Raw genomic sequence first — 21,170 nt, 5'->3', positions numbered from 1 at the left:
ATCCTTCGCACTTTCAAAATTGCAGCCGTAGCGGCGGCCTTCTTTCTTGCGGCCGCATTTGCGGCCGTTCACGCCGCTGACGTCACGCCCGACGATACCGCGCGTTTCCTCGCCGGCATGATGCCGTCAGCCGACTCGCCGCTGGTGGCCTTGACCAAGGATCCGGCCTGGCAGCGCCATGCAAAGTTTTTCGATTCCGCGTTCGGACAACTCGACCAACGGCAGATGTCGAAAGTCCGCGCCTGGTCGGACGCCAACCTCGCCGCGCCGAAGCCGACCATGTTCTACATGTTCTCCGGACCCGACTTTCTTTACGCCGACGCGTTTTATCCGAAGGCCACCACCTATGTGCTAAGCGCGCTCGAGCCCCCGGGCTTGGTGCCGGACCTGACAAAGGTGCCGCGCGGAGGCGTCGATGCGGCGCTCGCCAATGTCGAACATTCACTCGGCTCGATCCTTAGTTTCTCGTTCTTCATCACCAAGAAGATGAAAGTCGATCTGCATGAAGGGCAGATCAACGGCGCGATGCCGCTGCTCTATGTCTTCCTGGCGCGCTCCGGCAAGACCATCAAGAACGTCTCGACGGTGGCGCTCGACGACAAGGGGACAGCCTATTTTGCCAGCGACAATCCTGGCACCAACGCCACGCGGGGGTTGAGGATCGTGTTTGCGGGAAGCGATGGCGTGGACAGGACGCTGTATTATTTCTCGACCGATCTGTCGGACTCCGGTGTCAGGTCCAGCGGCTTTCTGAAGTTCTGCGCCACGCTCGCGCCCGGCTCGAGCCTGATCAAGAGTGCCTCGTATCTTCTGCACTCCGGCAGCTTCTCGACGGTGCGCGACTTCATTCTCGCCAACAGCGCAACGATCATTCAGGACGATTCCGGAATTCCGCTCGGCTATTACAGCCCGAAGAAATGGCGCTTGCTTCCGTTCGGCCGCTATGCCGGCCCGATCTCCGAATTTCCGAACAAATATCAGCAATCCTATGCTGAGCTGTTCCGCCGTGCCCAGCCGATGGATTTTGGCATCGGCTATCGCTGGCATTCGTATGAATCGAACCTGCTGTTGTCCGTGCGCTTGCCGGACGATGGTTCGGTGGCGGCGGAGACGACCTCATCGACCGAGCCGGTAGCTCAGCTCGTGCCCAAACCTCGACCGCGCAAGCCCCGGCCACCGCCGTCACCAGCGCCACCGCCGCCCGAACCCGCCCACAAATTTCTTTGGTTCCAGTGAGGCGCGCTACCAGCGCACGGTCTGGCTCGGCTCAACGAAGCTGCTGGTGAAGTGAGCTTTGGAATGTCCGGTCAGAAATTCGCCGACCGCGACAATGACGATCAGGATCGCGACAACCGCCAACAAATCGATCTGGCGTGGATCGTGACCACTAGGTCGAAATTTCCAGCGCATCGTTGACGTCCTCCCTTAGAGGAGACATCGAACCAATTCAGCGATAAAGCGCCGGTTCCGACGCCTTGGCAACCATTTCGGATGATGCAACGCAGCGTAGTGCAGCGTAATAACGTCAGGCCGCGTTAACGCCGCGCCAGCGTCCGAACCGCCACGGCAAATACCAGCGCGCGCCGTCGGGTTTTGTTGCGGGCACGTTGTCGATCCCCGCGGTGCCGAACGGCTGACAGCGCAACACCCGCGCCAGTGTCATCCATCCGCCGGCCCACAATCCGAAACGCCCGATCGCTTCATCGGCATAAACCGAGCATGTCGGCAGATGCCGGCAGTTGTAGCCGACCAGCGGCGAAAGCGTGTGCCGGTAGAGCCAGATCATCGCGCGGCCTGCATGTCGCGGCAGTCGTTCGACGCCGCGCGCGCAATCCCCGCAGCGCGCGGACAGCGAAGGCAGCTTGAACGGCGTATGCTTCATGGGCGGCTTGCTGAGTGTTTAAGCGGCAATTGCTTGGTTCCAGCGCAGGGAACTCTCCGCGCTAATAATTGTGCCACAGTTTTAGAAATATCAACGGTTTGTGCGGCGGCGCAACAAAGGTTCTCTGGACGATTCGGTCAACTCCGTTTACGTTTCATAACGTGGGGATGACAGACTCGTTTTTTGTTTCGTTTTGAACCGGAGCAGCCGCTTGTTAGCGATTGCGGGGAAGGAACCAAATTGAAACTCGTCGGACTTCGCTTCCGCGGCTGGGCGGTGTTGACCGTGACGGTTGCCTGTCTTGCTGTGCCGGGGGCCCTGGCCGTACTTGGCGGTTTGGCCCATGCGGGCGGAACGCTCGAAGAGCGCAAGCTGCCGATGCAGTTTAACTGGGTGGCTTGTCAGCCGCATTGCAGCGGCTGGATCAGCGCGGTCGGTATCGTAACGGCAGAGAGCCCCAAGGATTTTGAGGATTTCGCGCAGGGACGCGATCTGCGCGGCGCGACCATTGTCCTGGATTCCAGCGGCGGCTCGGTGAACGACTCCATCACGCTCGGACGGCGTTTTCGCAATCTCGGTCTGATGACGACGGTCGGCACCAGCATCCGAACCCACACCACGCAGGGCGATCGCGGCGCCGTCGAGCCCGAAGCCTATTGCGAGTCGATGTGCGTGTTCCTGTTGTTGTCCGGCAAGGCGCGTTATGTGCCGGAGACCGCGCATGTGCGGGTGCATCAGATCTGGATGGGCGACCGCGCCGACGATGCGCGCGCCGCGAGCTATTCCGCCGACGATCTGATGATCGTGGAACGCGATATCGGGCGGCTTGCGAAATACACCTTCGAGATGGGCGGCGGTGGCGATCTGCTCGCGCTCTCGCTCAACGTCCCGCCCTGGGAAGCGCTGCATGAACTGTCGCGCGACGAACTACGGCTGACCAATCTCGTGACCACAGACGCGGTCGCCGAAGTGCTGCCGCCGATGGGTGGCTCGGTCATGCAAGGCGTGGTGCTGGCCACCAAGCCGGTTCAGGATCGTTTTACGAGTTCGGCGGTGAACGATGCGGCCGAGCCGGCTGCGAAATCCACCCGGACCGCCGAGGCTCTCGCGCCGAAGGCCAACGTCGCGGCAGCCCCGGCGCAGTAGCGTTGATCCAGCCTGGAAAGTGCGCTTTATACCGAGGCCGGCTGCGCTGTTTTTTCAGTAGTGCTCTCGGATGCATTCTTGGTCTCGATCTGGCCGATCGCATCCACCACCGCATCGAAGGTCAGCATCGTCGAGGCGTGCCGCGCCTTGTAGTCGCGGACCGGCTCGAGCAAAGCGATATCGGCCCATTTGCCACCGTCGGGCGGCTTGCCGTTTTCCTTGAGCATCTTGCGAACCGTCTCGCGCAACTCACGCAATTCGCTGGCCGTAGAGCCGATGACATGGGAAGCCATGATCGAGGACGAGGCCTGACCCAACGCGCAGGCCTTCACGTCGTGGGCAAAGTCTGTGACGACGCCGCCGTCCATCTTGAGGTCGATCTTTACCGTCGATCCGCAAAGCTTTGAATGCGCGGTCGCGGTCGCATCAGGCGAGGGCAGGCGGCCGAGTCGGGGGATGTTCCCGGCGAGTTCGATGATCCGCTTGTTGTAGATATCGTTTAGCATAGGTCGGCACTTTCACCCCCGCCGGTCCGCCTCGCCCTTGGCGGCCAAGGCGCATGCCCCTATATATGGCGGGGAATGGCGGAAATACACCCCGCCAATCTCATAAGGTGGTCGGAAACCGGTTACCCATCGGCCACCGTAAGACGATATCTGTGGGGGACTCAGGCGCCAGGCGATATAACGCCCCGTCTGCCGGTGACACTCCGGTCTTGCCGACCGGTCGAACGGAGCTGACATGGACGCATTGATCAAATCCCTCCGCCCAGCAAATACTTCCGAGCTGAAGGCTACCGAAACGAAGCCTTTGGACGTCAGGCCTGCTGAGCTTGATCCTTCCGAATTTCTGGCCGCCGCCGTGCGCCCCGATCAGCCTCGGCCGTCGCGCTCTGAGGCCGAAGCGGCAGTGCAGACCTTGCTCAGCTATATCGGTGAAGACACCGGACGCGAGGGGCTGCTCGACACGCCACGCCGCGTCGTCGAGGCCTTCGATGAACTGTATCAGGGCTACCACCAGTGCCCGGCCGAAGTGCTCGATCGCACGTTTGGCGAAACCGCGGGCTATGACGACTTCGTGCTGGTGCGCGACATCGAATTCACCTCGCAATGCGAGCATCACATGATGCCGTTCTACGGCCGGGCGCACATCGCCTATACGCCGGTGGAGCGCGTGGTCGGCCTGTCGAAGCTGGCGCGTCTTACGGATATCTTCGCGCGCCGCCTGCAGACCCAGGAACATCTGACGGCACAGATTGCGGCGGCCATCGATGAAGTTCTCAAACCCCGCGGCGTCGCCGTCCTGATCGAGGCCGAGCATACCTGCATGTCGGTCCGCGGCGTCGCCAAACATGGCGCGATGACCTTCACCAGCCGCTACACCGGCATGTTCCGCGACAACCCGGCGGAACAGGCGCGTTTTATGTCCCTGGTACGATCGCCGCAGCGCTAGCGTTAAATCTGTGTCCACCTCACCCGAGAGCAACGACATCGAAGAAGGGCTGTCGCTCCGGCCCAAATTCGATGCCAACGGCCTTGTTACCTGCGTTGCCACCGATGCCTCGACATCGGAGGTGCTGATGGTCGCGCATATGAACGAGGAGGCGCTCCGCAAGACCATCGCGACCGGCGAAGCTTGGTATTACAGCCGCTCGCGCCAGGCGCTGTGGCGCAAGGGCGAAACCTCCGGCCACGTCCAGCGCGTGGTCGAGATGCGCACCGACTGCGACCAGGATGCGGTCTGGATCCGCGTCGAGCAGACCGGCGCAGCCTGTCACACCGGCCGGCATTCCTGCTTCTACCGCAAGGTCGAGGCGGCCGATGGCGGCGCGCGGTTGTCGTTCGTGGATGCTAGCCGGCAATTCGATCCGAAGGCGGTCTATCGCAAGTGATGCGTTGCCCTTGCTTCTCCATGGGCGGCGCCTAAGGACCTCTCTTAACCCACTCTTAACCATGTCAGCCGCACTGTTGAGTCCGGCTGAAGCGCTGGTGGGAGCCTTCGCGTCGGTCACCAGAAATCAAGGTCATTTCGCGGGGAGCGGAGACCCGACAATGTCGGTCGACACATCGAATGCCACGGCAGGTGTCGATCCTGCGCGCGCGCGCGTGGCCGGCGCGATCAAGCAGGCCGCGGCTTCGAGCGGCACCAGCTTTCAATATCTCCTGACGACCGCGAAGATGGAATCGGATTTCAATCCGACGGCGGGGGCTTCGACATCTTCGGCCCGTGGTCTGTTTCAGTTCATCGACCAGACCTGGCTCACCACCTTCAAGGAAGCTGGTGCTCAGATCGGTTACGGCGGCTATGCCGACATGATCACCAAGTCTTCCGACGGCAGCTACTCAGTGTCCGACCCTGATGCGCGGAAGGCGATCATGAAGCTGCGGGACGACCCGACGGTCGCTTCCGACATGGCCGCGGCGTTCACTCAATCCAACAGTTTCAAGCTCACCGGCATGATCGGCCGGCGCCCGAGCGACAGCGAATTGTACCTGGCCCATTTCATGGGCGTCGGCGGCGCCGCCAAGCTGATCGCCAATGCCGAGGATAATGGACAAGCTTCCGCCGCGCGGTTGTTTCCGAATGCGGCTGCCGCCAACCGCTCGATCTTCTATGACCGCACGACGGGGCGGGCGCGCACCGTCTCCGAAGTCTATGCGGTGCTCCAGCAGCGTTACGACAGCGCAGCCACTTCATCGGCGACCCAAAGCGCGATGGCGTCCGCCGGCGGCGACGTCGTCAAGCCAAGCGTGGCTGTGGCGAGCGCGGCGCCAAGTCCATCCGTGGCCGATACCGCGAGCTTTCTCTCGAGCTTTCCGGACACCCGATCGGTCGCACCCGCCGCGACCGTTGCGACGGCCGCCGCCGTGGCCTCGACCTCTGCGGCCGCCGTGCCGGCAAGTCCGGTCTTCCGTTCGCTGTTTCAGGACGGCGGGCCGGCACAGCCGGTCTCGCAAGCCGTCCGCGAGTTATGGGGCAACTCCGGCTCGCTGACGTCGGATACGCCGGCATCATCAAGTCCATCAACGCCGTCGGCCTCGGTCGCGGTGCTGCCCACGGCTGCTTCTGGCAGCGGGCTCGATCTCTTCAGCGATCGCAGCGGCACCTTCAGCGGCTAGCCCAAGGGAGAGGGTGGGGGCGCCGCAGGCCTTAACAAAACGTCAATGAAGCCAGCCGCTTATAGTGAACGCTTTGTTAAGCGTCGTGGTTTATTTTGTCTTGCATTGGCGCAACACCAAGGCGCCAGGGTTTTTTGCGTAAGCCGGCAGGGCAATGATCGTTCGCCAGTTCATCAGTTGGATAAAGACGGCCCCCGCCGGCGAACGCGCCGAAGCGACGCGGGCCCTGGCGCGGGCTTGGCTCATCTCCGATCTTTCCGAAGACGACAGGACGGCGGCCGAAGGCGCGCTATTGATGTTGCTCGATGACGCCTCGCCTCTGGTGCGCCGGGCGATGGCGGAGGTGTTCGCGCGCAGTCAGGAGGCGCCCGCAGCCATCGTGCAGGCTTTGGCGCTCGATCAGTCCTCGGTCGCTTTGCCGATCCTCGAACATTCACCGCTTTTGATCGATGCGGACCTCGTCGACATCGCGGCCACCGGCGATGGCGAGACGCAATGCGCGATCGCCCGCCGCGTCAATTTGCCGGCCTCTGTTTGCGCCGCGATCGCCGAAGTCGGCACCGCGGCCGCGGCGCTGGAATTGATCGAAAACGCCTATGCGGAACTTCCGCCGTTTTCCTGGGACCGCATCGTCGAGCGCCACGGTCATCTTGCCGCGATCAGGGAATCGATGCTGGTGCTCGAGGATCTGCCCGCCGCCACGCGGGCAGCCCTGGTCGCCAAATTGTCGGATACGCTGGCGCAATTCGTCGTCGCCAAGAACTGGCTGAGCGCCGACCGTGCCGAACGGGTGGCGGGCGAGGCGCGCGATCGCTCCACCGTCAACATCGCGGCGTCTTCGCGCGGCGACGACATGCGCGGACTGATTGCGCATCTGCGCGCGACCTCGCAGCTGACCGCGGGTTTGATCCTGCGGGCGTTGCTCTCAGGCAATCTCGAATTGTTCGAGGCCGCGCTGGCCGAATTGTCCGGTCTGCCGCGCGCCCGTGTCTCCTCGCTATTGCTTGATCGCGGCGAAGCAAGCCTGGTGGCGCTCCTGAAACGAGCCGGCTTACCGCAATCGACATTCGCTGCATTCCGCGCCGCGCTAGACGTCATTCAAGAGGCAGGCTTTATCGACACGCTCGCGGGTGCGGCACGCTTGCGCCGCCGCATGGTCGAACGCGTATTGACCCAATGCGAAGCCGATCAGGATGCCGCAAGCCCGCTTCTGATTCTGCTGCGGCGTTTTGCGACGGAATCGGCGCGGGAAGAGGCGCGCCTGTTCTGCGAGGAACTCGCCGCCGAGGAAGCCGTCGCGCCGATGCAGTACAGTCTGGTCGCGGCGTAGCTTGACTGTTCGGCCGTCGTCCCTGCGAATGCAGGGACCCATAACCATCGATGCATGTTATTTAGATATTGTCAGCCAAATCGCCCAATTGATGAGCCGCGGCGTATGGGTCCCCGACTTCGCGGGGACGACCAAATAGCCTCAATCCGCCGGCACGATGCTCGGCGCCATGATGGCCTCGAGATGTTCGGGCCGATCGCGATTGACGCGGGCTAGATATTCGTCGGCGACGCCACGCAGGCGCCGGCTCAGTTCGTTCGACATGCTGATACTGTCGAGCTTGGTGTGCTGATGCACGATCGCCTGAACAGCGTTGATATGGTGTGCGATCAGATCCGACGGCACCCGTGACAGATCGGGGGCGTGTTCGATGATCCGGCACAGGCTCTCGGCGACGGCTGCGGCTGGAGGAAAGCCGAAGGTGACGGCGTCGCCCTTGATGTCATGGGCGGCGCGGAAGAGTTCGTCGCGCGCGGTTTTCGTAAAACCGTCCTTGAGAATGATGGCATGGGCAGCCGCAAGCCGCTCGACTTCGACTTCCATCCAGTGCCTGAATTCACCGGACAGATCGGCGAGCGCCTTTTCCGCGCGCGCAACGGGATCGTCGATCTCGTCATCGGCCATCCGTCGCATCACCTTGCGCAGCGGATTGGGCTGAGTGATCACATGGTGATCGGCGAATTTCTGGATCTCGATGTCGGATTTGCTGTTCGGCATGCGGTTTGTCTTCCTGCTAGATGCCGGATTTGGCCTTGTCGAGCAGCGAGGGCTGCTGAAGGATTTCCATTTCGCCGCCGACGCGCCGCTCCGGCCCGATATAGGCGCCGTTGGGGTTGCGCCTGCGGTCCGGGCCGAAATAGGTCTTGGTCTTGATGAACGGGCGCGGATTGGCGACGACGTTCAGGATGCGTTGATACAGGCCTTTGGCGGAAATTGGCTTCGCAAGAAATTCGGTCACGCCCGCATCGCGCGCCACGGTGACGCGCCGTTTCTCGGAATGACCGGTCAGCATGATGATCGGGGCGTAGGGGTTACCCTTTGATTCCGGCTGCCGGATCATCTGTGCGAGCTCAAGCCCGTCGAAGATCGGCATCGCCCAGTCGGTGATGACGATGTCGGGGACGTAGTGGGTGTACATTTCGAGCGCGGTCGCGCCGTCTTCGGCTTCGTAAGCCTCGCGCGCGCCGAATGAATGCAACAGCGTGCGCAAGATGCGGCGCATGTGCGGGTTGTCGTCGCAAATGAGGAATCGGAGCTTGTTGAAATCGATACGGAACATGGTCGCGCCCTTCGGGACAGCCGACAAGCGGTATACCCGTCGTTAACCATATCGCGCCTGCGTTAATGAATGGTTGCGACCGCGCCCTTCAAAGGCCGTTCGCGCAACTTTTAAGGCACGGCAAGCGGGTATGGACCTGGGACGGGGTATCCCGGACGTAAGGCGGCTTCAGTAGCCGAACTGTTCGCGTAGGATACGTTCGTCGAGGCTATGGCCGGGATCGAACAGCATCCGCATCGAAATGGTTTTGTCGGACAGAACCTCGACACGGCGCACGTCGCGCGCCTCGTCATGGTCGGCGACCGCGGCCACCGGGCGCTTGTCGCCTTCGAGCACTTCGATGACGACGAAGGCGGTATTGGGAAGCAGCGCACCGCGCCAGCGCCTCGGACGGAACGGACTGATCGGCGTCAGCGCGAGCAGGGCGGCATTGATCGGCAGGATCGGTCCCTGTGCCGACAGATTATAGGCGGTCGAGCCGGCGGGCGTGGCCACCAGGATGCCGTCGGCAATCAGCTCGGGCATGCGTTCGTGCTCGTCGATCAGGATTCGCAGGCGCGCGGCCTGATGGCTCTGGCGAAACAGCGCGACTTCGTTGATGGCGTGATGTAGGTGAACGACGCCGTCCACGTCGGTGGCGCGCATCAGAAGCGGATTGATCAGCGTTTCGCGCGCGGCCGCCAGACGTTCGTGCAGATGATGGGTCGAAAATTCGTTCATCAGAAAGCCGACCGTGCCGCGATGCATGCCGTAAATCGGTTTGCCGGAATGCATGTGCTGGTGCAGGGTTTGCAGCATCAAGCCGTCGCCGCCGAGCGCGACGATAATGTCCGCATCGGACGGATCATGATTGCCGTAGGCTGCAACCAGCCGCGCCAGGGCCTCCTGCGCTTCCACGCCGGCGCTCGCGACAAAGGCAATCCGGTCATATGGCTTGGACGTGGTCATAAAATCACCAGGGGTGTTTTGTGCGCGGCCAAGATGCAGGTCATCCGGGCGGAGTGGATGGTCGTCTATACGACCATGGCGGGGCTTGTCGAGACGGTCGCGGGAAGCAGGGCTAAAATTCGCCGCCGACGCTGAATATATCCTTCAGCGCGTCGAAATCATCGCATTGCTTGCGGCAGGCAGGAGAAAAACTTGACAAGATTAACGACGATCCGACCTGCGACCGTTGGCCTCGTGGCTCTGGCAACGCTGGCGCTTGCAAACGGGGCCGGCGGTCAGGATGCCAAGCCGCAGCCGTCTTCCCCGTCAGCTGCGGCTTCGCAGTCTTCCGCGGCGCCTTCCGGCCAGAAAGCGGGACCGTCGTCTTCGCGCAGTAACGCGGCTGCGGTGTCGGGTGAGACGCGCCGGCTGCCAGAGGATTCCACCACCAAGCAAACCATTGTCGTGAACGGGCGGACGCTCGCTTTCACCGCAACGGCAGGCTCGCTTCGACTGTTCAATGCAAGCAGCGGCGAACCGCAAGCCGATATTGCCTACACGGCCTATCAATTAGATGGTGGCGACCCGCGCCGCCGCCCCGTGACCTTTTTCTTCAATGGCGGACCGGGGGCATCTTCGGCCTATTTGCAACTTGGCTGCGCCGGACCCTGGCGGTTGTCGATCGAAGGCGAGAACGCGATTCCATCAGCGTCTCCCGATCTGAAGCCCAACGCCGAAACCTGGCTCGATTTTACCGATCTCGTCTTCGTCGACCCCGTCGACACCGGCTATAGCCGCTTCGTTTCGACCGATGAGGAGGTCCGCAAACGCTTCCTCTCGGTCGATGGCGACGTCGACGCGCTGGCGGTCACCATTCGCCGTTACCTGGAGAAAGCCGATCGCCTGCTGTCGCCCAAATTCATTGTCGGCGAGAGTTATAGCGGCATCCGCGGGCCCAAGATCGTGAACGAATTGCAGAGCCGGCAAGGCATCGGCGTCAATGGCTTGATCCTGATTTCTCCGGCACTCGATTTCCGCGATTTCGCCGGATCGAACCTGATGCAATATGTCATCAACCTGCCTTCGATGGCGGCGATTGCGCGCGAAGCCAAACATCCGGTCACACGCGCCGACATGGCCGACGTCGAAGCCTATGCGCGCGGCGATTTTCTCGTCGATCTGGTCAAGGGCGAAGCGGACAGCGAGGCCACCACGCGATTGGCCGACAGCGTCTCGGCGCTGACGGGCATCGATCAGGCGGTTGCCCGGCGGCTCGCGGGGCGACTCGACGTTTCGGTGTTTCGCCGCGAGTTCGATCGCCGCGACGGCAAGGTAGCGGGGCGCTATGATGGTTCGGTGCTGGGCTTCGACCCCAATCCGAACTCAAATTCCGCCCCGGCTGACGACCCTTCCGGCGATACATTGGTTGCGCCTTTGACCACTGCCGCCATCGAGCTCTCCACGCACACACTTAACTGGCATCCCGACGGGCCTTATCGTCTGCTGAACCGCTCGATTTCCTGGGATTACGGACGCGGCATGAATCAGGTTCAGTCGATCTCCGAGCTTCGGCAAATCCTCGCGCTCGATCCAAAATTGAAGCTTCTGATCGGCCACGGACTGTTCGATCTCGCCACGCCCTATTTCGGGACGAAAATCCGGCTCGATCAATTACCGACTTTTGGTTCGCCCGATCGGGTGAAGCTGATGGTCTATCCCGGCGGGCATATGTTCTATTCGCGCGAAGATTCGCGTCAGGCGTTCCGCAGCGAGGCGGAAGCGTTGATGAAGTAGGAAAGCCGCTGCGCACTTTTTTCGGATCGTGCATATAAGAAAAACCGGCGCAGTCGCCTGCGCCGGCCAACAATTCCGGTCGTTTGCCGCGATCAGTAAACGAGGCCGGTGCCTGCCGGCTGGTTGAGGGCCATCGCCAGCGACTTGTATTCGGCGCAGTCGGTGCCGCAGATCTGCTGGATGCGGCCCAGATGATACTGGGCGGATTCGCGGTTGCCCTGTTCGAGCTGCCACAAGCCGTAATACTGCCAGGTCCGGACATGGTTCGGATCGGCCTGGAGCGCGCGCTCATACCAGACCTGTGAAACCTTGTAGTCGCCGAGCTTGCGGTAGGAATAGCCGATCAGATTGGCAACGTCGGCGACTTCGTCCTGACCCAGTGCCTTCAGCTGCGCGATCGCGGAAGTATAGTCGTGGCGATCGTAGATCGTGGTGTAGGCCGTACGATAGCCTTCGAGGAACTTCGGATCGTCGATGCTCGAGCTCTTGTCGTTCTTCTTTTTCTTGTCCTTGCTCGAGTCGGCCGGCGGCGAGGGGGTATCGCCACCCGCAGCCTTGGCTGAATTGACCATGGGCATCGCCACCATCGCGGTGGCATACATCGCAAGGGTCAAAAGCCGGATCGCAGTTTTGGTCATGCGTTTCTCCTGATTGAGGTCATGGGCAACCCTACACTGGAGCCCATCGACTTGAACACCCGGAGTTTGAGATCATTCCGGCGACTTTTTTTTGTGGTTTTCGGGAATTTTTCGCGGGGAGACAAAGATAATCCTGCGAAGTCGTTCGGCGACGAAATGCCAATCGAACCATTTTACGCATAACTCGTCGAACATGACGAGGAATTCATTGAGATGAACGAAAGCCGTTGTTCGGCTTCACGGCGGGTTCAGCGGCCACCTCGTAAGGTCACATCAAGATCAACGAAGCCGGCCATCCGACCGGCACCCTGTGATCCTTTCGAGAGGAGCTATCCATGTTGAAGACCATTTCCGCCGCACTTCTTGCCGTTTCGGTTATCGCTGCACCGGTGTTTGCCGCGAACACGAGCAAGATTGCGCAGACACCGGTGACCAAGTCCGCCACCGTGACCCCTTCGGCGCAGGTGAAAAAGAATCCCCTGAACGCCAATGCCAAGATGGGCCGCCACCATGCGCGGCATCACCACTTCCACAAGAAGATGGCGGCGAAGCTCCACAAGTCCCTGAAGGTCTCAGCCAAGCCTGTAACGCACCCCGCCAAGCGCGGCTGACGACGAGCCGCGAGCGCGGTTCGCTTCCCCGAAGCGCCATCGCGGCGATCAGGCCCGGCCCACGCCAACCCTACGGCGTTGGGCCGGTGCCTGCGTTTTGAAGACGTCCGCTTCTCAAAATGCGATTCCCTTTCATTTTCGGAAGGGCTAGAAACGCATCGAGCGATCAGCTTGCAAGAACACGAGGCGCGGCGATTGGGAATTTCGGCAAAGTGCGTGGCTCTTCTGATGCTGCCGATTGCGCTTTCGGCATGCGCGGGTGGAGGGGACGACAGCCGAAGCTTCGGCCTGTTCGACAACAAGCCTGATCCGCCTCAGTCTTTCCCTGCCAACTATCGCACCGAACTGTTGGCTTTCATGAAGACCTATCTCAACAACCCGGTCGGCGTGCATGAGGCCGCCATGGCCGAGCCCGTCATGCGCGACGTCAACGGCAAGATGCGCTACATCAGTTGCCTGCGTTACTCTGCGCGCGAATCCGACGGCAGCTATCGCGAGCCGCACGAGCGGGCGGTGCTTTTCCTCAACGGCCGGCTGGACCGTCTGATCGAGAAGGCCGGCGAACTCTGCGCGGGCGTCGCGCTGGCGCCGTTTCCCGAACTGGAAAAGATGACGCGCTGAGCTTGCGGCCTTAACCGAGCTTTCGAAGACCGGTTCCCCCGCGCTCAAAAGCGGAACTCGCCCTCATCACGTTTCGGCGAGCTTTGTGTCCAGGTGTGAACCTGGCGGGCGGTGCCACGACAAAATCGAAAGATTACTACCAAAAAAGCGTCAGGCGTGGAACAAACCGCCGCTGTGACGTTGCAGCTACAACCTGAAAACAAACGTGTTTGGCGGTGCCACGAAGCAACCAAATTCGCGCCACGTTGTTTGGTTGTTGTCGATCACGACGATAACGGGGAATTCCATGAAGAAAATTCTGCTAGGTGCAGCGGCCGTCGTCGCGTTCGCGGCTCCCGCCTTCGCAGCCGACCTTCCGGCGAAAACCTACACGAAGGCTCCGGTCTATAAGGCGCCAGAGGCCATCTACAACTGGACCGGCTTCTATATCGGCGGCCATATCGGTGGCGCTTTTCCGGGAAGCTCGAGCCTTGAAAACAGCGACGCCCGGTTCATGGGCGGCGTGCAGGGCGGCTTCGACTACCAGTTCTCCAACAACTGGGTGATCGGTGCGGAGGCCCAGTACAGCTGGCTGACGGGTAACAGTGGCAGCGGCGTCGCGTTCCCGGGCGGCACGGTAGCGACCGCCAACTCCGACCAGCTTGGTTCGGCGACCGGCCGGCTCGGTTACGCCTTCGGGCCTACGCTGCTCTACGCCAAGGGCGGTTATGCCTGGCGCAACAACGACAACCTGGGCGTGACCACCGGCGGCGTGCCGGTTGCCTTCACGGTCGACCATAACCACCGCGACGGCTACACGGTCGGCGCCGGCATCGAATACATGTTCACGCCGAACTGGTCGATCAAAGGCGAATACCAGTATTACAACTTCGGCAACACGACCTTCACCAGTGGCCCGGCGCCTGTCGTCGGAAGCCGGTTTCACGACGACGAGCACACTGTCAAGCTTGGCATCAATTACCGGTTTGGATGGGGTGGCCCGGTCGTCGCGAAGTACTGATATCGAGACACCCTAGGTGAACGAAAAGGCCGGCGCACCGCCGGCCTTTTTATTTGACCTGATGAAACCCGGTTATTTGACTGATCAAAACCGGCCCAGAAATCTGCCAACGAAAATTTTTTCCGATGTCGCGAAACTTTCGCGTCAAATCGGTTATTATAGTGTTGCCGGCTTGCTGGACAGCACACATGCGCGTTTTCACCTTAGCGTTGGCCTTTTGCGCGATCGCTTCGCCTTGCCTGGCGCAAACCGTGCTGAAGTCCGAGCCGCTCCTGCTCGCCCCCTATGAAGTTGCCTTCGTCGAGAACGGCACCTGTCCGGTCGGACAGGTGCTTAAGGTCACCGGCGCCATCCGCGGGCTTCATCGCCGCAAGGCTTGCGTGACCCTGGCGTCAGAGCAGGCTTCCCTGGCCGTTGCGACACCCTGACCTTGGCCGCCTTCGATTTCTTGAGGCTTTTTCAGGCGTCCGGGCTAACCGTATCCCATTGCAGGCCGCCGGAAGCTTCCCGCTCGGCATCGGCCTGATTCCGTATCGGATCCTCCTGAGGATCCGCCCGGCAGGGCCTGATCTCGTAGTCATTTTCCAACACGGGCCGCGGCGCGAGCCTGTCATCCCCAGATACCGCGTCTACCACCAGCCCGCTCTTACGGGCGAGCTTCCAGACGTCCGCTTCCGTCGGGTAGGCGTTGCTCAGACGGGCGTCGTTGCAAAATAGCGCGTAGGGCATCCTCTGCTCCGCAAACAACGTTCTAAACGCAGAAAGTGCGGTTCGGGTTGCATGCCAAATGCGGCCTTGTGGGCCGGTGGGTGAGTCGTAAACGGGTTATGAATGCCGCAAAAAATATCATGTGGGACTCCCCCGGTAGAATCGCCTGATGTTCGCGTTTGCCATGAGCATCATTAGCCAGATTTCCTGCGGGCGAATTCATATGACGCTGTCGCTCGCGTTGTTTGCGGCCTGCGCTGCCAATCTGGCGCTGCTATGTGTCTTTTTCTGAGCGATCTGGCCGCCGGCTGACCGGCTTTTGGCTACTCGGCCTTGAAAGTCGCTTTTTTGCCTAGATATTTTACCTTGATCCTGATCGCGGCCCAAAGCTGGGTCGAACGTCCCTGTATCGCCGGTCGAAAGGGCGCTCTCAATGCCGAGAAAAGGAATCACGGGCCACGACGAGTGGGTGATTACGGAAGCGTTGGCGACGGCGCTGATCGCGCTCGAACAATTGCCGTCCAAACATCAGCCGGCCACCCACATGGACGAGATCAAAAAGCTGCTCGCCGCCGGCTGCCAGACGGGGACCGTAAATCTGCATCTGGCCCAGGCCAAATGCCGCTTGTTTCCGGCGGCGGACCGGGAGGCGATCTACCGGGAATACGGTCTGGAGGATGGCCAGGCGTGACGGCCAAGCCGCCCCGACAACCATGGCCCTTTGCCGGCATCTCTGCTATTTGACCCGCCGCGGCCCGCAACCCGCCACGGGGTGGGGACGCACCGACGACAAAATACGATTTTTCGTCGCCAGTTTGCCGGTTTAGCTCAGCGGTAGAGCAGCGGTTTTGTAAACCGAAGGTCGGGAGTTCAATCCTCTCAACCGGCACCAGCGCTCGACAAGAGGCCTTGGGCGCGGCTCGACCGGCATCGATAAAGCCAGCGGTGTCCTATTCAGCTCGTTTGCAGCGTTGCGTGATCGGTCTCGATCGACTGATTGCCGGTGGTCGAATTGGTGATGACGGTGCTGATCGTCATCTTGCCGGCGGCGGTCAGCTGCATCTGGGAATCGCCTATGCGGAAGACACCGTTGGTGTTGATCAAGACGCGCCCGGTCTGAAGGCCGCCATCGGCAGTCGTAAAGCGTACGTTGGCGCGATAGCCGCTGACATTCGAAATCGCGAGCGTCACCGGCTTGCCGTTGGAGTCCGTCGCCGTCCAGGTGCCCTGCCATTGCGTCGGATCGACCTTGGCAAACTTTGAGCCAGGCGGGAACTGCGACGGAGTCGAATAGGAATTTTGCAGGATCGTGAGAATGTTGCTGCTAGCTGACGTTGTTGACATCGTATTCTCCGCGTCCCGGATCAGGGTGACCAGAACATCAGTCGCAGAACAAAATTAATCAGGTATTAACCGTGGCTAAGAAGCGCATGACGAACAAGCGGCCATTTGCCACTGTCCTGATGACATGCCTGGCGATGGCGCAATTGGCCGCGGCCCATGCGGCGGATCCGGGGTTTTGCCGGCAATACGCTCGATCCGCCCTTGATCAGGTGCGGGCCGGACTTTCCGATCCAGCCTGCGGCGGCGCCTTGAAGGGAAGCCGCTGGTCCTCGGACTTCGCGGTGCATTACGAACGGTGCCTCGGCGTCCCCCTTCGTGCCGCCGGCGACGAAAGGGATTTCCGGACGCACCATCTGAAAAGCTGCGCCATCAGGTGATGCCGGCGCGGCGCAGCTGAGCCCTGATTTTCGTTCCAATTTGCCGCCCGACGGGCTCAAATGCCTTTCCGGTCCCGCCGTTGTGTTTCGGACCGTCACGAAGGGCAGGCGAGGCCAGCGATGTTTGCAATATTGGGGTTGGGTTTCCTGCTGGGCATTCAGCACGCGCTCGAGGCCGATCACGTAGCGGCGGTTTCCTCGATTGCCGCCCGCCGCGACAATGTCGCCGATATCGTCAAGCATGGCCTGACCTGGGGGCTCGGCCATACGCTGACGCTGTTTGTTTTTGCCGGTGCTGCGCTAGCGCTCGGTCAGGCGATCTCCGACAACCTTTCGCGCCCGATCGAAGCCGCGGTCGGGGTCATGCTGGTCGGTCTCGGCGCGCATGTACTGTGGCGGCTGTGGCGCGACCGGGTTCATTTTCACCGACATCGCCACCAGGACGGAACCGTCCATGTGCACGCCCACAGCCATGCCGGCGAGGCCGTCGCGCATGAGAGAACCTCCCATAGCCATGCGCACGGCTTCCGTTGGCGCACGCTGCTGGTCGGCCTGATGCACGGCATGGCCGGTTCGGCCGCGCTGTTGGTGCTGACGGTAACGCAGGCGCCGAGCGTTGCGGTTGGACTCGGCTACGTCGCGCTGTTTGGGGTCGGCTCGATGATCGGGATGGGGGTCTTGTCGACGGTGATCGCGATCCCGTTGGCGCTTTCGGCGCGCTGGCTGACCTGGGCCAACCAGGGCCTGCAGGCAGCGGTAGGCCTGGTCACGATCGCGATCGGCTTGCGAACGATCGCTGAAACCGCCTTTTCCTGACGGCGGATGCCCGCGCTTTGCGTTAACGTTTTCGCACTCTGATCCCCCGCAAATTGACGAAGCGTGAAGGCCTCGGCGTTAGGCTTACCGTGAGTTTGGCGATCCGCCTTAACCCTCGCGGCGCCTGACTCGATTACGGTTGCAAACCTATCGGGATTGGATGCGATGCGTGCGTTAGTCACACTGGCGGTCTTGATTGGAACAGCGGGCGTAACTTGCGCCGAAAGCAACGGTCCGGTGATCGCGATTCCCGGCCGGGCCGGGGTGCCCGTCATCATCAACGGTGTCGATGCCTCCTATTCGGTGGTTGAGGGGGACTGGGGCCTGGACAAGGGTGTCCACGTTCAGCCGACCGTGTATGGCGGCCGCCCCGTCGAGCCGATGCCGCCCGTCGGCCACTATTATCCGAGCTCGGGTCATTTGCCGGGCTATGGCCGCCTCGAGATCGAGAGTGCCGACAAGCCGAAGCCCGCTGAAAGTTTCCATCAATCCTGGGGCGCCAATTCCAGGCAGGCCGACCCGCCGCCGCCGCTCAACCAGGTGCCAGCCAATCCGCCGCCGGTGATTGTCGCGCCGCCTTACACCCAAAACAGCATTCAACAGAACTTTGGCAACCCTCGGCCGGAACCGAGGGATCCGAGAGGTCCGGAGCATCGTCCGTAAAAAGCAGTTTCAACGACAAGACCAGGTTCAAATAACGAAGCCACCCCAACAGGAGAGAGTAATGCGTCAGACGATTTCAGGATTGGTTGCGGCTTTAGCCGTCATCGTTGCGGGCGCGGCGCCCGCCAGCGCCTGCGACGGCGGTTGCTCGCCGTGCGGTTATGTCAGTCCTTGCGCGCCGACCTACGTTCAACCCTATGCTGCCTATGAGCGGCTGCCCGACCCGTACGTGCAGTATCGCTCGGCACCGGCTGCCGCCTTGCCGCAGTACTATTACGTCGATCAGGGCCCGACCTATACCGGCCCCGGCGACTTCGCGCCGCGCCGGGTTTATCGCGAAGACGGCGTCTATGGCTGGAGGCCCCATCATCATTGGCGTCATCACTACAGCTACGAACGCGGCCGGTACGCGCACCCGCATTTCCACCACTGGCATCACGCCACGCCCTATCGATACGGCTATCACTACCGCCCGCACGTGCTGCACAGCTACTATTGATCGATGATCCCCGAGCCTTCGGGGCGCGGAACAGGATTGAACGACATCGGCTAGTGGTCCGATTCTAACATTCGCCTCCCCTCTCAGCGGGCACTTTTGCGAATGTTAGAATCAAAGGACCACTAGCAAATATAGGTTTCTAGTGGAGTTTAGGATTGATTCGCGTTTCGCGAGTTTGCGGCTGGATCGGCAGCGAATGTCAAATCCACTCCACTAGCGGCTTTGCGTGATCCGCAGGCCGGCATTTTTCGTTTTAGGGGTTCACATCAGGCCAAGTCGACTCGCCCCGATATAGAGCGCGAGTACGGCCGCATTCGATACGTTGAGGCTCTTGATCTCGCCGGGCATGTCGAGCCGGGCCACCACGCTGCAGGTGTCGCGGGTCAATTGCCGCAAGCCTTTGCCTTCGGCACCGAGCACCAGCGCCAAAGGTTGTTGCAACGCGACCGCGCCAAGGTTTTCCTCGCCCTGGCTATCGAGCCCAACGGTCATGAAGCCGCGTTCGTTCATCTCGGTGAGCGCACGGGCAAGGTTTTGCACTGTCACCAGCGGCACCAGTTCCAGGGCGCCGGACGCCGACTTCGCCAGCACGCCGGTCGCCTCCGGGCTGTGGCGCGCGGTGGTGACGATCGCCTTGACGGCAAACGCTGCCGCCGAACGCATGATCGCGCCGACATTGTGCGGGTCGGTGATCTGGTCGAGCACAAGCACGATACCTTCCTGCGGGAGCGTATCGATGTCGGGCGAGTCGAGGGGATCGGCTTCCGCCAGAAGTCCCTGATGCACGGCGTCGGGGCCGAGCCGCTGGTCGATCAGGTTCGGCCGCACGATCTCAGGTGTAATGCGGATCTCGATCTTTTCCTCGGCGAGACGCCGCGCGGCGTTTTCTGTCAAAAACAGCTTGCGAAGCCGTCGGCCGGGATTGGCGAGAGCGGCCGTGACCGTGTGCCAGCCATACAGGATCACGGTGTCGTCGGCGGCCCCCTCGCGTCCGCGCCAGGGCGGCCTGCCGCCGTCGCGGCGTGGCCTGGGGCCTTTGTCGGCTCGCTTGCCGGCTGCCTCGGAGCGGTGGAATTTCGGCTTTCGGTCGCGGTCGCGCATGGAAACCTTGTCTCACGGGTTCCGGCCTAACGCAATTTGGCCGGCAATTTTACTGAGGCTCTGAAAATGTTGGCATTTTCGCTATCCACGTTGGTTGACTTTGCCATGGCCCTTCGCCCATAAACGCGCCCGACTGGAGCCTTTATCAGGTCTTCTGGTTTTCAGCGTCATCGACAGGCTGATTTCCGCTATCTTCGGCGGGTAAGCCTGCGACGAGGTTTGAAGCGGGGAAGTGTCCCGAGTGGCAAAGGGAGCTGACTGTAAATCAGCCGCCTCATGGCTTCGAAGGTTCGAGTCCTTCCTTCCCCACCATCAGCCGTCAGATCCAACGGCGCGGCGCTGCGCTTTTCTCCTGTCGCCTCGAATTTCATCCTGCTGATGCAGCAAAAGGAACTGTCGCAGCTGCACCGCCGTCTCGAGCGCATGATGCTCGACGAGCGCGGCGAGAGAGGCCGCGTTCCGCACCCTCGCGCTCGCCAGGATCGCGCGATGTTCCTGTTCCGCCTGCAAGCGGTAGTCCGACCGGCTCACCAGCAGGCGGATGTAGCGTTCGACATTGGCATTGAGGCTGGCGATGAGATTCAAAAGCCTTGGCCTGGCGCAAGCCTTGTAGAGCTTTTCGTGGAAATGGCGATTGATGTCGCTCCAACGGTCGATTGAGTCGCAAGCCTCGGCTTCGAGTAGCAATTTTTCGAGATCGTCGAAGGTCGCTTCAGTCCAGTGCGGCATCGCCAGCGATACCGCCTTGATTTCCAGCGTCAGACGAATTTCGAGGATTTCTTCGGCCTCATCGGGACGCAAAGGCGCAACCGTCGCGCCGCGCCGATCGTGCAGTTGAACCAGGCCTTCGGCGGTCAGTTGGCGGAGCGATTCCCGGACAGGGATGTGGCTGACGCCAAACCATCGCGCGATCGTATCCTGCCGTAACGGTTGGCCGCCTTCGAGATGACCGCGCAGGATCAAAGTCCGGATCACATCCGCGATCACTTCGGGGCTTGAGGGCCGTTTGCCGCGCAGCGCGGTGGCAATGGAAGCAAGGTTCATCGCGAAATCATATATGAAAATTCGCAATTGTTGTCGGAAGCCTGATTGCCAGCATAATTCTCTCCAAGGCGCCGAATTTCGAACAAGCTCAACTCTTGGTCATTTCGGCTCAGCTTGCCTATTGTTTTTGCCAATCCGTGGTGAGCCTGATGGTCGACCCAACGGAATAGTCGCCCGCCGGGCGCGGACGAGGTAATCATATCATATATGATTTGGCATGGGCCTTGCCTCCCTTGATGGTACCGGCGGATCAAACAGGAGTGGGTCATGT

Annotated in this window: 28 protein-coding genes and 2 tRNA genes; 19 read left to right on the top strand and 11 right to left on the bottom strand. The window is 61.3% G+C overall.

Annotation, left to right across the window (positions count from 1 at the left end; translation table 11 throughout):
- Positions 1–1,236: a hypothetical protein gene (locus tag ABSE61_RS17565; RefSeq protein ID WP_423872447.1), complete on the top strand. Its 1,236-nt coding sequence runs from the start codon at positions 1–3 to the stop codon at positions 1,234–1,236.
- A 6-nt stretch (positions 1,237–1,242) separates the two neighbouring features.
- Here the strand turns inward: ABSE61_RS17565 and ABSE61_RS17560 are convergent, their stop codons facing one another.
- Together ABSE61_RS17560 and yidD are read right to left on the bottom strand one after the other, a co-directional pair.
- Entirely contained in the window at positions 1,243–1,410 is a 168-nt protein-coding gene (locus tag ABSE61_RS17560) for a hypothetical protein (protein WP_423872394.1), read from the bottom strand.
- Positions 1,411–1,525: 115 nt separating this feature from the next.
- Entirely contained in the window at positions 1,526–1,882 is a 357-nt protein-coding gene (gene yidD, locus ABSE61_RS17555) for a membrane protein insertion efficiency factor YidD (protein WP_423872393.1), read from the bottom strand.
- A gap of 240 nt (positions 1,883–2,122) precedes the next feature.
- On the opposite strand from yidD, the gene ABSE61_RS17550 reads away from it, so the two are divergent.
- On the top strand, positions 2,123–3,028 hold the full coding sequence (locus ABSE61_RS17550; RefSeq protein WP_423872392.1) for a COG3904 family protein: 906 nt from the start codon (positions 2,123–2,125) through the stop codon (positions 3,026–3,028).
- Positions 3,029–3,054: 26 nt separating this feature from the next.
- Here ABSE61_RS17550 and ABSE61_RS17545 read toward each other — a convergent pair whose 3' ends face one another.
- A complete protein-coding gene (locus tag ABSE61_RS17545) occupies positions 3,055–3,534 on the bottom strand; it encodes an iron-sulfur cluster assembly scaffold protein (protein ID WP_423872391.1) in 480 nt (159 codons plus the stop codon).
- 235 nt (positions 3,535–3,769) lie between these two features.
- Here ABSE61_RS17545 and folE point away from each other — a divergent pair, with 235 nt between their 5' ends.
- From folE to ABSE61_RS17525, 4 genes are all read left to right on the top strand, one after another.
- Complete coding sequence (gene folE / locus ABSE61_RS17540; RefSeq protein ID WP_423872390.1) at positions 3,770–4,480, top strand: GTP cyclohydrolase I FolE; 711 nt, start codon at positions 3,770–3,772, stop codon at positions 4,478–4,480.
- A 10-nt stretch (positions 4,481–4,490) separates the two neighbouring features.
- Entirely contained in the window at positions 4,491–4,919 is a 429-nt protein-coding gene (hisI, locus tag ABSE61_RS17535; RefSeq protein WP_423872389.1) for a phosphoribosyl-AMP cyclohydrolase, read from the top strand.
- Positions 4,920–5,079: 160 nt separating this feature from the next.
- On the top strand, positions 5,080–6,147 hold the full coding sequence (locus ABSE61_RS17530; RefSeq protein WP_423872388.1) for a transglycosylase SLT domain-containing protein: 1,068 nt from the start codon (positions 5,080–5,082) through the stop codon (positions 6,145–6,147).
- Between the two features lie 154 nt (positions 6,148–6,301).
- Positions 6,302–7,477 (top strand): DUF2336 domain-containing protein, encoded by a 1,176-nt coding sequence (locus ABSE61_RS17525; protein ID WP_423872387.1) that lies wholly within the window; start codon positions 6,302–6,304, stop codon positions 7,475–7,477.
- 141 nt (positions 7,478–7,618) lie between these two features.
- Here the strand turns inward: ABSE61_RS17525 and ABSE61_RS17520 are convergent, their stop codons facing one another.
- The 3 genes from ABSE61_RS17520 to ABSE61_RS17510 form a co-directional block, all read right to left on the bottom strand.
- Complete coding sequence (locus tag ABSE61_RS17520; RefSeq protein WP_423872386.1) at positions 7,619–8,194, bottom strand: Hpt domain-containing protein; 576 nt, start codon at positions 8,192–8,194, stop codon at positions 7,619–7,621.
- Positions 8,195–8,210: 16 nt separating this feature from the next.
- Positions 8,211–8,756 (bottom strand): response regulator, encoded by a 546-nt coding sequence (locus ABSE61_RS17515; protein WP_423872446.1) that lies wholly within the window; start codon positions 8,754–8,756, stop codon positions 8,211–8,213.
- 168 nt (positions 8,757–8,924) lie between these two features.
- Positions 8,925–9,704 (bottom strand): NAD kinase, encoded by a 780-nt coding sequence (locus ABSE61_RS17510; RefSeq protein ID WP_423872385.1) that lies wholly within the window; start codon positions 9,702–9,704, stop codon positions 8,925–8,927.
- A gap of 192 nt (positions 9,705–9,896) precedes the next feature.
- Between ABSE61_RS17510 and ABSE61_RS17505 the strand changes: the two genes are divergently transcribed.
- Positions 9,897–11,477 (top strand): S10 family peptidase, encoded by a 1,581-nt coding sequence (locus ABSE61_RS17505; protein WP_423872384.1) that lies wholly within the window; start codon positions 9,897–9,899, stop codon positions 11,475–11,477.
- Between the two features lie 92 nt (positions 11,478–11,569).
- Here the strand turns inward: ABSE61_RS17505 and ABSE61_RS17500 are convergent, their stop codons facing one another.
- Positions 11,570–12,115, bottom strand: a complete 546-nt coding sequence (locus tag ABSE61_RS17500; protein WP_423872383.1) for a tetratricopeptide repeat protein — start codon at positions 12,113–12,115, stop codon at positions 11,570–11,572.
- Positions 12,116–12,450: 335 nt separating this feature from the next.
- On the opposite strand from ABSE61_RS17500, the gene ABSE61_RS17495 reads away from it, so the two are divergent.
- The 4 genes from ABSE61_RS17495 to ABSE61_RS17480 all read left to right on the top strand — a co-directional run bounded on the left by ABSE61_RS17495 (position 12,451) and on the right by ABSE61_RS17480 (position 14,775).
- On the top strand, positions 12,451–12,726 hold the full coding sequence (locus ABSE61_RS17495) for a His-rich protein BRANT (RefSeq protein ID WP_423872382.1): 276 nt from the start codon (positions 12,451–12,453) through the stop codon (positions 12,724–12,726).
- 216 nt (positions 12,727–12,942) lie between these two features.
- Positions 12,943–13,347, top strand: a complete 405-nt coding sequence (locus tag ABSE61_RS17490) for a hypothetical protein (protein WP_423872381.1) — start codon at positions 12,943–12,945, stop codon at positions 13,345–13,347.
- 286 nt (positions 13,348–13,633) lie between these two features.
- Entirely contained in the window at positions 13,634–14,347 is a 714-nt protein-coding gene (locus tag ABSE61_RS17485) for an outer membrane protein (RefSeq protein ID WP_423872380.1), read from the top strand.
- A 188-nt stretch (positions 14,348–14,535) separates the two neighbouring features.
- Complete coding sequence (locus ABSE61_RS17480) at positions 14,536–14,775, top strand: DUF6719 family protein (RefSeq protein WP_423872379.1); 240 nt, start codon at positions 14,536–14,538, stop codon at positions 14,773–14,775.
- A gap of 31 nt (positions 14,776–14,806) precedes the next feature.
- On the opposite strand, the gene ABSE61_RS17475 is transcribed toward ABSE61_RS17480, so the two are convergent.
- Complete coding sequence (locus tag ABSE61_RS17475) at positions 14,807–15,076, bottom strand: hypothetical protein (protein ID WP_423872378.1); 270 nt, start codon at positions 15,074–15,076, stop codon at positions 14,807–14,809.
- A 148-nt stretch (positions 15,077–15,224) separates the two neighbouring features.
- Between ABSE61_RS17475 and ABSE61_RS17470 the strand changes: the two genes are divergently transcribed.
- The 3 genes from ABSE61_RS17470 to ABSE61_RS17460 all read left to right on the top strand — a co-directional run bounded on the left by ABSE61_RS17470 (position 15,225) and on the right by ABSE61_RS17460 (position 15,947).
- Positions 15,225–15,347 (top strand): glucose transporter, encoded by a 123-nt coding sequence (locus ABSE61_RS17470; RefSeq protein WP_423872377.1) that lies wholly within the window; start codon positions 15,225–15,227, stop codon positions 15,345–15,347.
- Between the two features lie 141 nt (positions 15,348–15,488).
- A complete protein-coding gene (locus ABSE61_RS17465; RefSeq protein WP_423872376.1) occupies positions 15,489–15,746 on the top strand; it encodes a hypothetical protein in 258 nt (85 codons plus the stop codon).
- A 126-nt stretch (positions 15,747–15,872) separates the two neighbouring features.
- Positions 15,873–15,947: transfer RNA gene (locus ABSE61_RS17460), tRNA-Thr, on the top strand.
- A gap of 62 nt (positions 15,948–16,009) precedes the next feature.
- On the opposite strand, the gene ABSE61_RS17455 is transcribed toward ABSE61_RS17460, so the two are convergent.
- Positions 16,010–16,399: a hypothetical protein gene (locus ABSE61_RS17455; RefSeq protein WP_423872375.1), complete on the bottom strand. Its 390-nt coding sequence runs from the start codon at positions 16,397–16,399 to the stop codon at positions 16,010–16,012.
- Positions 16,400–16,470: 71 nt separating this feature from the next.
- On the opposite strand from ABSE61_RS17455, the gene ABSE61_RS17450 reads away from it, so the two are divergent.
- The 4 genes from ABSE61_RS17450 (at position 16,471) to ABSE61_RS17435 (ending at position 18,754) form a co-directional block, all read left to right on the top strand.
- Positions 16,471–16,776 carry a hypothetical protein gene (locus tag ABSE61_RS17450; protein ID WP_423872374.1) on the top strand — a complete coding sequence of 102 codons (306 nt, stop codon included), beginning with the start codon at positions 16,471–16,473 and terminating at the stop codon, positions 16,774–16,776.
- A gap of 120 nt (positions 16,777–16,896) precedes the next feature.
- On the top strand, positions 16,897–17,592 hold the full coding sequence (locus ABSE61_RS17445; RefSeq protein WP_423872373.1) for an urease accessory protein: 696 nt from the start codon (positions 16,897–16,899) through the stop codon (positions 17,590–17,592).
- A 165-nt stretch (positions 17,593–17,757) separates the two neighbouring features.
- Positions 17,758–18,255 carry a hypothetical protein gene (locus ABSE61_RS17440; RefSeq protein WP_423872372.1) on the top strand — a complete coding sequence of 166 codons (498 nt, stop codon included), beginning with the start codon at positions 17,758–17,760 and terminating at the stop codon, positions 18,253–18,255.
- A gap of 61 nt (positions 18,256–18,316) precedes the next feature.
- The gene (locus ABSE61_RS17435) at positions 18,317–18,754 is read left to right on the top strand and encodes a hypothetical protein (protein ID WP_423872371.1); all 438 of its coding nucleotides are present in this window, start codon (positions 18,317–18,319) and stop codon (positions 18,752–18,754) included.
- A 261-nt stretch (positions 18,755–19,015) separates the two neighbouring features.
- Here the strand turns inward: ABSE61_RS17435 and rlmB are convergent, their stop codons facing one another.
- On the bottom strand, positions 19,016–19,855 hold the full coding sequence (rlmB, locus tag ABSE61_RS17430) for a 23S rRNA (guanosine(2251)-2'-O)-methyltransferase RlmB (protein ID WP_423872370.1): 840 nt from the start codon (positions 19,853–19,855) through the stop codon (positions 19,016–19,018).
- A 226-nt stretch (positions 19,856–20,081) separates the two neighbouring features.
- Here rlmB and ABSE61_RS17425 point away from each other — a divergent pair.
- A tRNA-Tyr gene (locus tag ABSE61_RS17425) sits at positions 20,082–20,167 on the top strand.
- On the opposite strand, the gene ABSE61_RS17420 is transcribed toward ABSE61_RS17425, so the two are convergent.
- Complete coding sequence (locus ABSE61_RS17420) at positions 20,168–20,899, bottom strand: GntR family transcriptional regulator (protein WP_423872369.1); 732 nt, start codon at positions 20,897–20,899, stop codon at positions 20,168–20,170. It abuts the tRNA gene before it with no gap.
- Positions 20,900–21,170 lie beyond the last annotated feature (271 nt).

It is taken from the genome of Bradyrhizobium sp. (assembly GCF_049519115.1).
Lineage (GTDB): Bacteria > Pseudomonadota > Alphaproteobacteria > Rhizobiales > Xanthobacteraceae > Bradyrhizobium.
Note: the sequence above shows the minus strand (reverse complement) of the source record. Positions and strands in the feature narration are given on the sequence as shown.

Excerpts from the sequence above, each read along its gene's own strand:
- ABSE61_RS17485 (WP_423872380.1), top strand. The coding sequence starts at position 13,634 with ATGAAGAAAATTCTGCTAGGTGCAGCGGCCGTCGTCGCGTTCGCGGCT.
- ABSE61_RS17495 (WP_423872382.1), top strand. The coding sequence starts at position 12,451 with ATGTTGAAGACCATTTCCGCCGCACTTCTTGCCGTTTCGGTTATCGCT.
- ABSE61_RS17500 (WP_423872383.1), bottom strand. The coding sequence starts at position 12,115 with ATGACCAAAACTGCGATCCGGCTTTTGACCCTTGCGATGTATGCCACC.
- ABSE61_RS17525 (WP_423872387.1), top strand. The coding sequence starts at position 6,302 with ATGATCGTTCGCCAGTTCATCAGTTGGATAAAGACGGCCCCCGCCGGC.
- ABSE61_RS17435 (WP_423872371.1), top strand. The coding sequence starts at position 18,317 with ATGCGTCAGACGATTTCAGGATTGGTTGCGGCTTTAGCCGTCATCGTT.
- ABSE61_RS17465 (WP_423872376.1), top strand. The coding sequence starts at position 15,489 with ATGCCGAGAAAAGGAATCACGGGCCACGACGAGTGGGTGATTACGGAA.
- ABSE61_RS17470 (WP_423872377.1), top strand. The coding sequence starts at position 15,225 with ATGTTCGCGTTTGCCATGAGCATCATTAGCCAGATTTCCTGCGGGCGA.
- ABSE61_RS17445 (WP_423872373.1), top strand. The coding sequence starts at position 16,897 with ATGTTTGCAATATTGGGGTTGGGTTTCCTGCTGGGCATTCAGCACGCG.
- ABSE61_RS17420 (WP_423872369.1), bottom strand. The coding sequence starts at position 20,899 with ATGAACCTTGCTTCCATTGCCACCGCGCTGCGCGGCAAACGGCCCTCA.
- ABSE61_RS17480 (WP_423872379.1), top strand. The coding sequence starts at position 14,536 with ATGCGCGTTTTCACCTTAGCGTTGGCCTTTTGCGCGATCGCTTCGCCT.
- rlmB (WP_423872370.1), bottom strand. The coding sequence starts at position 19,855 with ATGCGCGACCGCGACCGAAAGCCGAAATTCCACCGCTCCGAGGCAGCC.
- ABSE61_RS17510 (WP_423872385.1), bottom strand. The coding sequence starts at position 9,704 with ATGACCACGTCCAAGCCATATGACCGGATTGCCTTTGTCGCGAGCGCC.
- ABSE61_RS17545 (WP_423872391.1), bottom strand. The coding sequence starts at position 3,534 with ATGCTAAACGATATCTACAACAAGCGGATCATCGAACTCGCCGGGAAC.
- yidD (WP_423872393.1), bottom strand. The coding sequence starts at position 1,882 with ATGAAGCATACGCCGTTCAAGCTGCCTTCGCTGTCCGCGCGCTGCGGG.
- ABSE61_RS17515 (WP_423872446.1), bottom strand. The coding sequence starts at position 8,756 with ATGTTCCGTATCGATTTCAACAAGCTCCGATTCCTCATTTGCGACGAC.
- folE (WP_423872390.1), top strand. The coding sequence starts at position 3,770 with ATGGACGCATTGATCAAATCCCTCCGCCCAGCAAATACTTCCGAGCTG.
- ABSE61_RS17560 (WP_423872394.1), bottom strand. The coding sequence starts at position 1,410 with ATGCGCTGGAAATTTCGACCTAGTGGTCACGATCCACGCCAGATCGAT.
- ABSE61_RS17530 (WP_423872388.1), top strand. The coding sequence starts at position 5,080 with ATGTCGGTCGACACATCGAATGCCACGGCAGGTGTCGATCCTGCGCGC.
- ABSE61_RS17475 (WP_423872378.1), bottom strand. The coding sequence starts at position 15,076 with ATGCCCTACGCGCTATTTTGCAACGACGCCCGTCTGAGCAACGCCTAC.
- ABSE61_RS17455 (WP_423872375.1), bottom strand. The coding sequence starts at position 16,399 with ATGTCAACAACGTCAGCTAGCAGCAACATTCTCACGATCCTGCAAAAT.
- ABSE61_RS17520 (WP_423872386.1), bottom strand. The coding sequence starts at position 8,194 with ATGCCGAACAGCAAATCCGACATCGAGATCCAGAAATTCGCCGATCAC.
- ABSE61_RS17440 (WP_423872372.1), top strand. The coding sequence starts at position 17,758 with ATGCGTGCGTTAGTCACACTGGCGGTCTTGATTGGAACAGCGGGCGTA.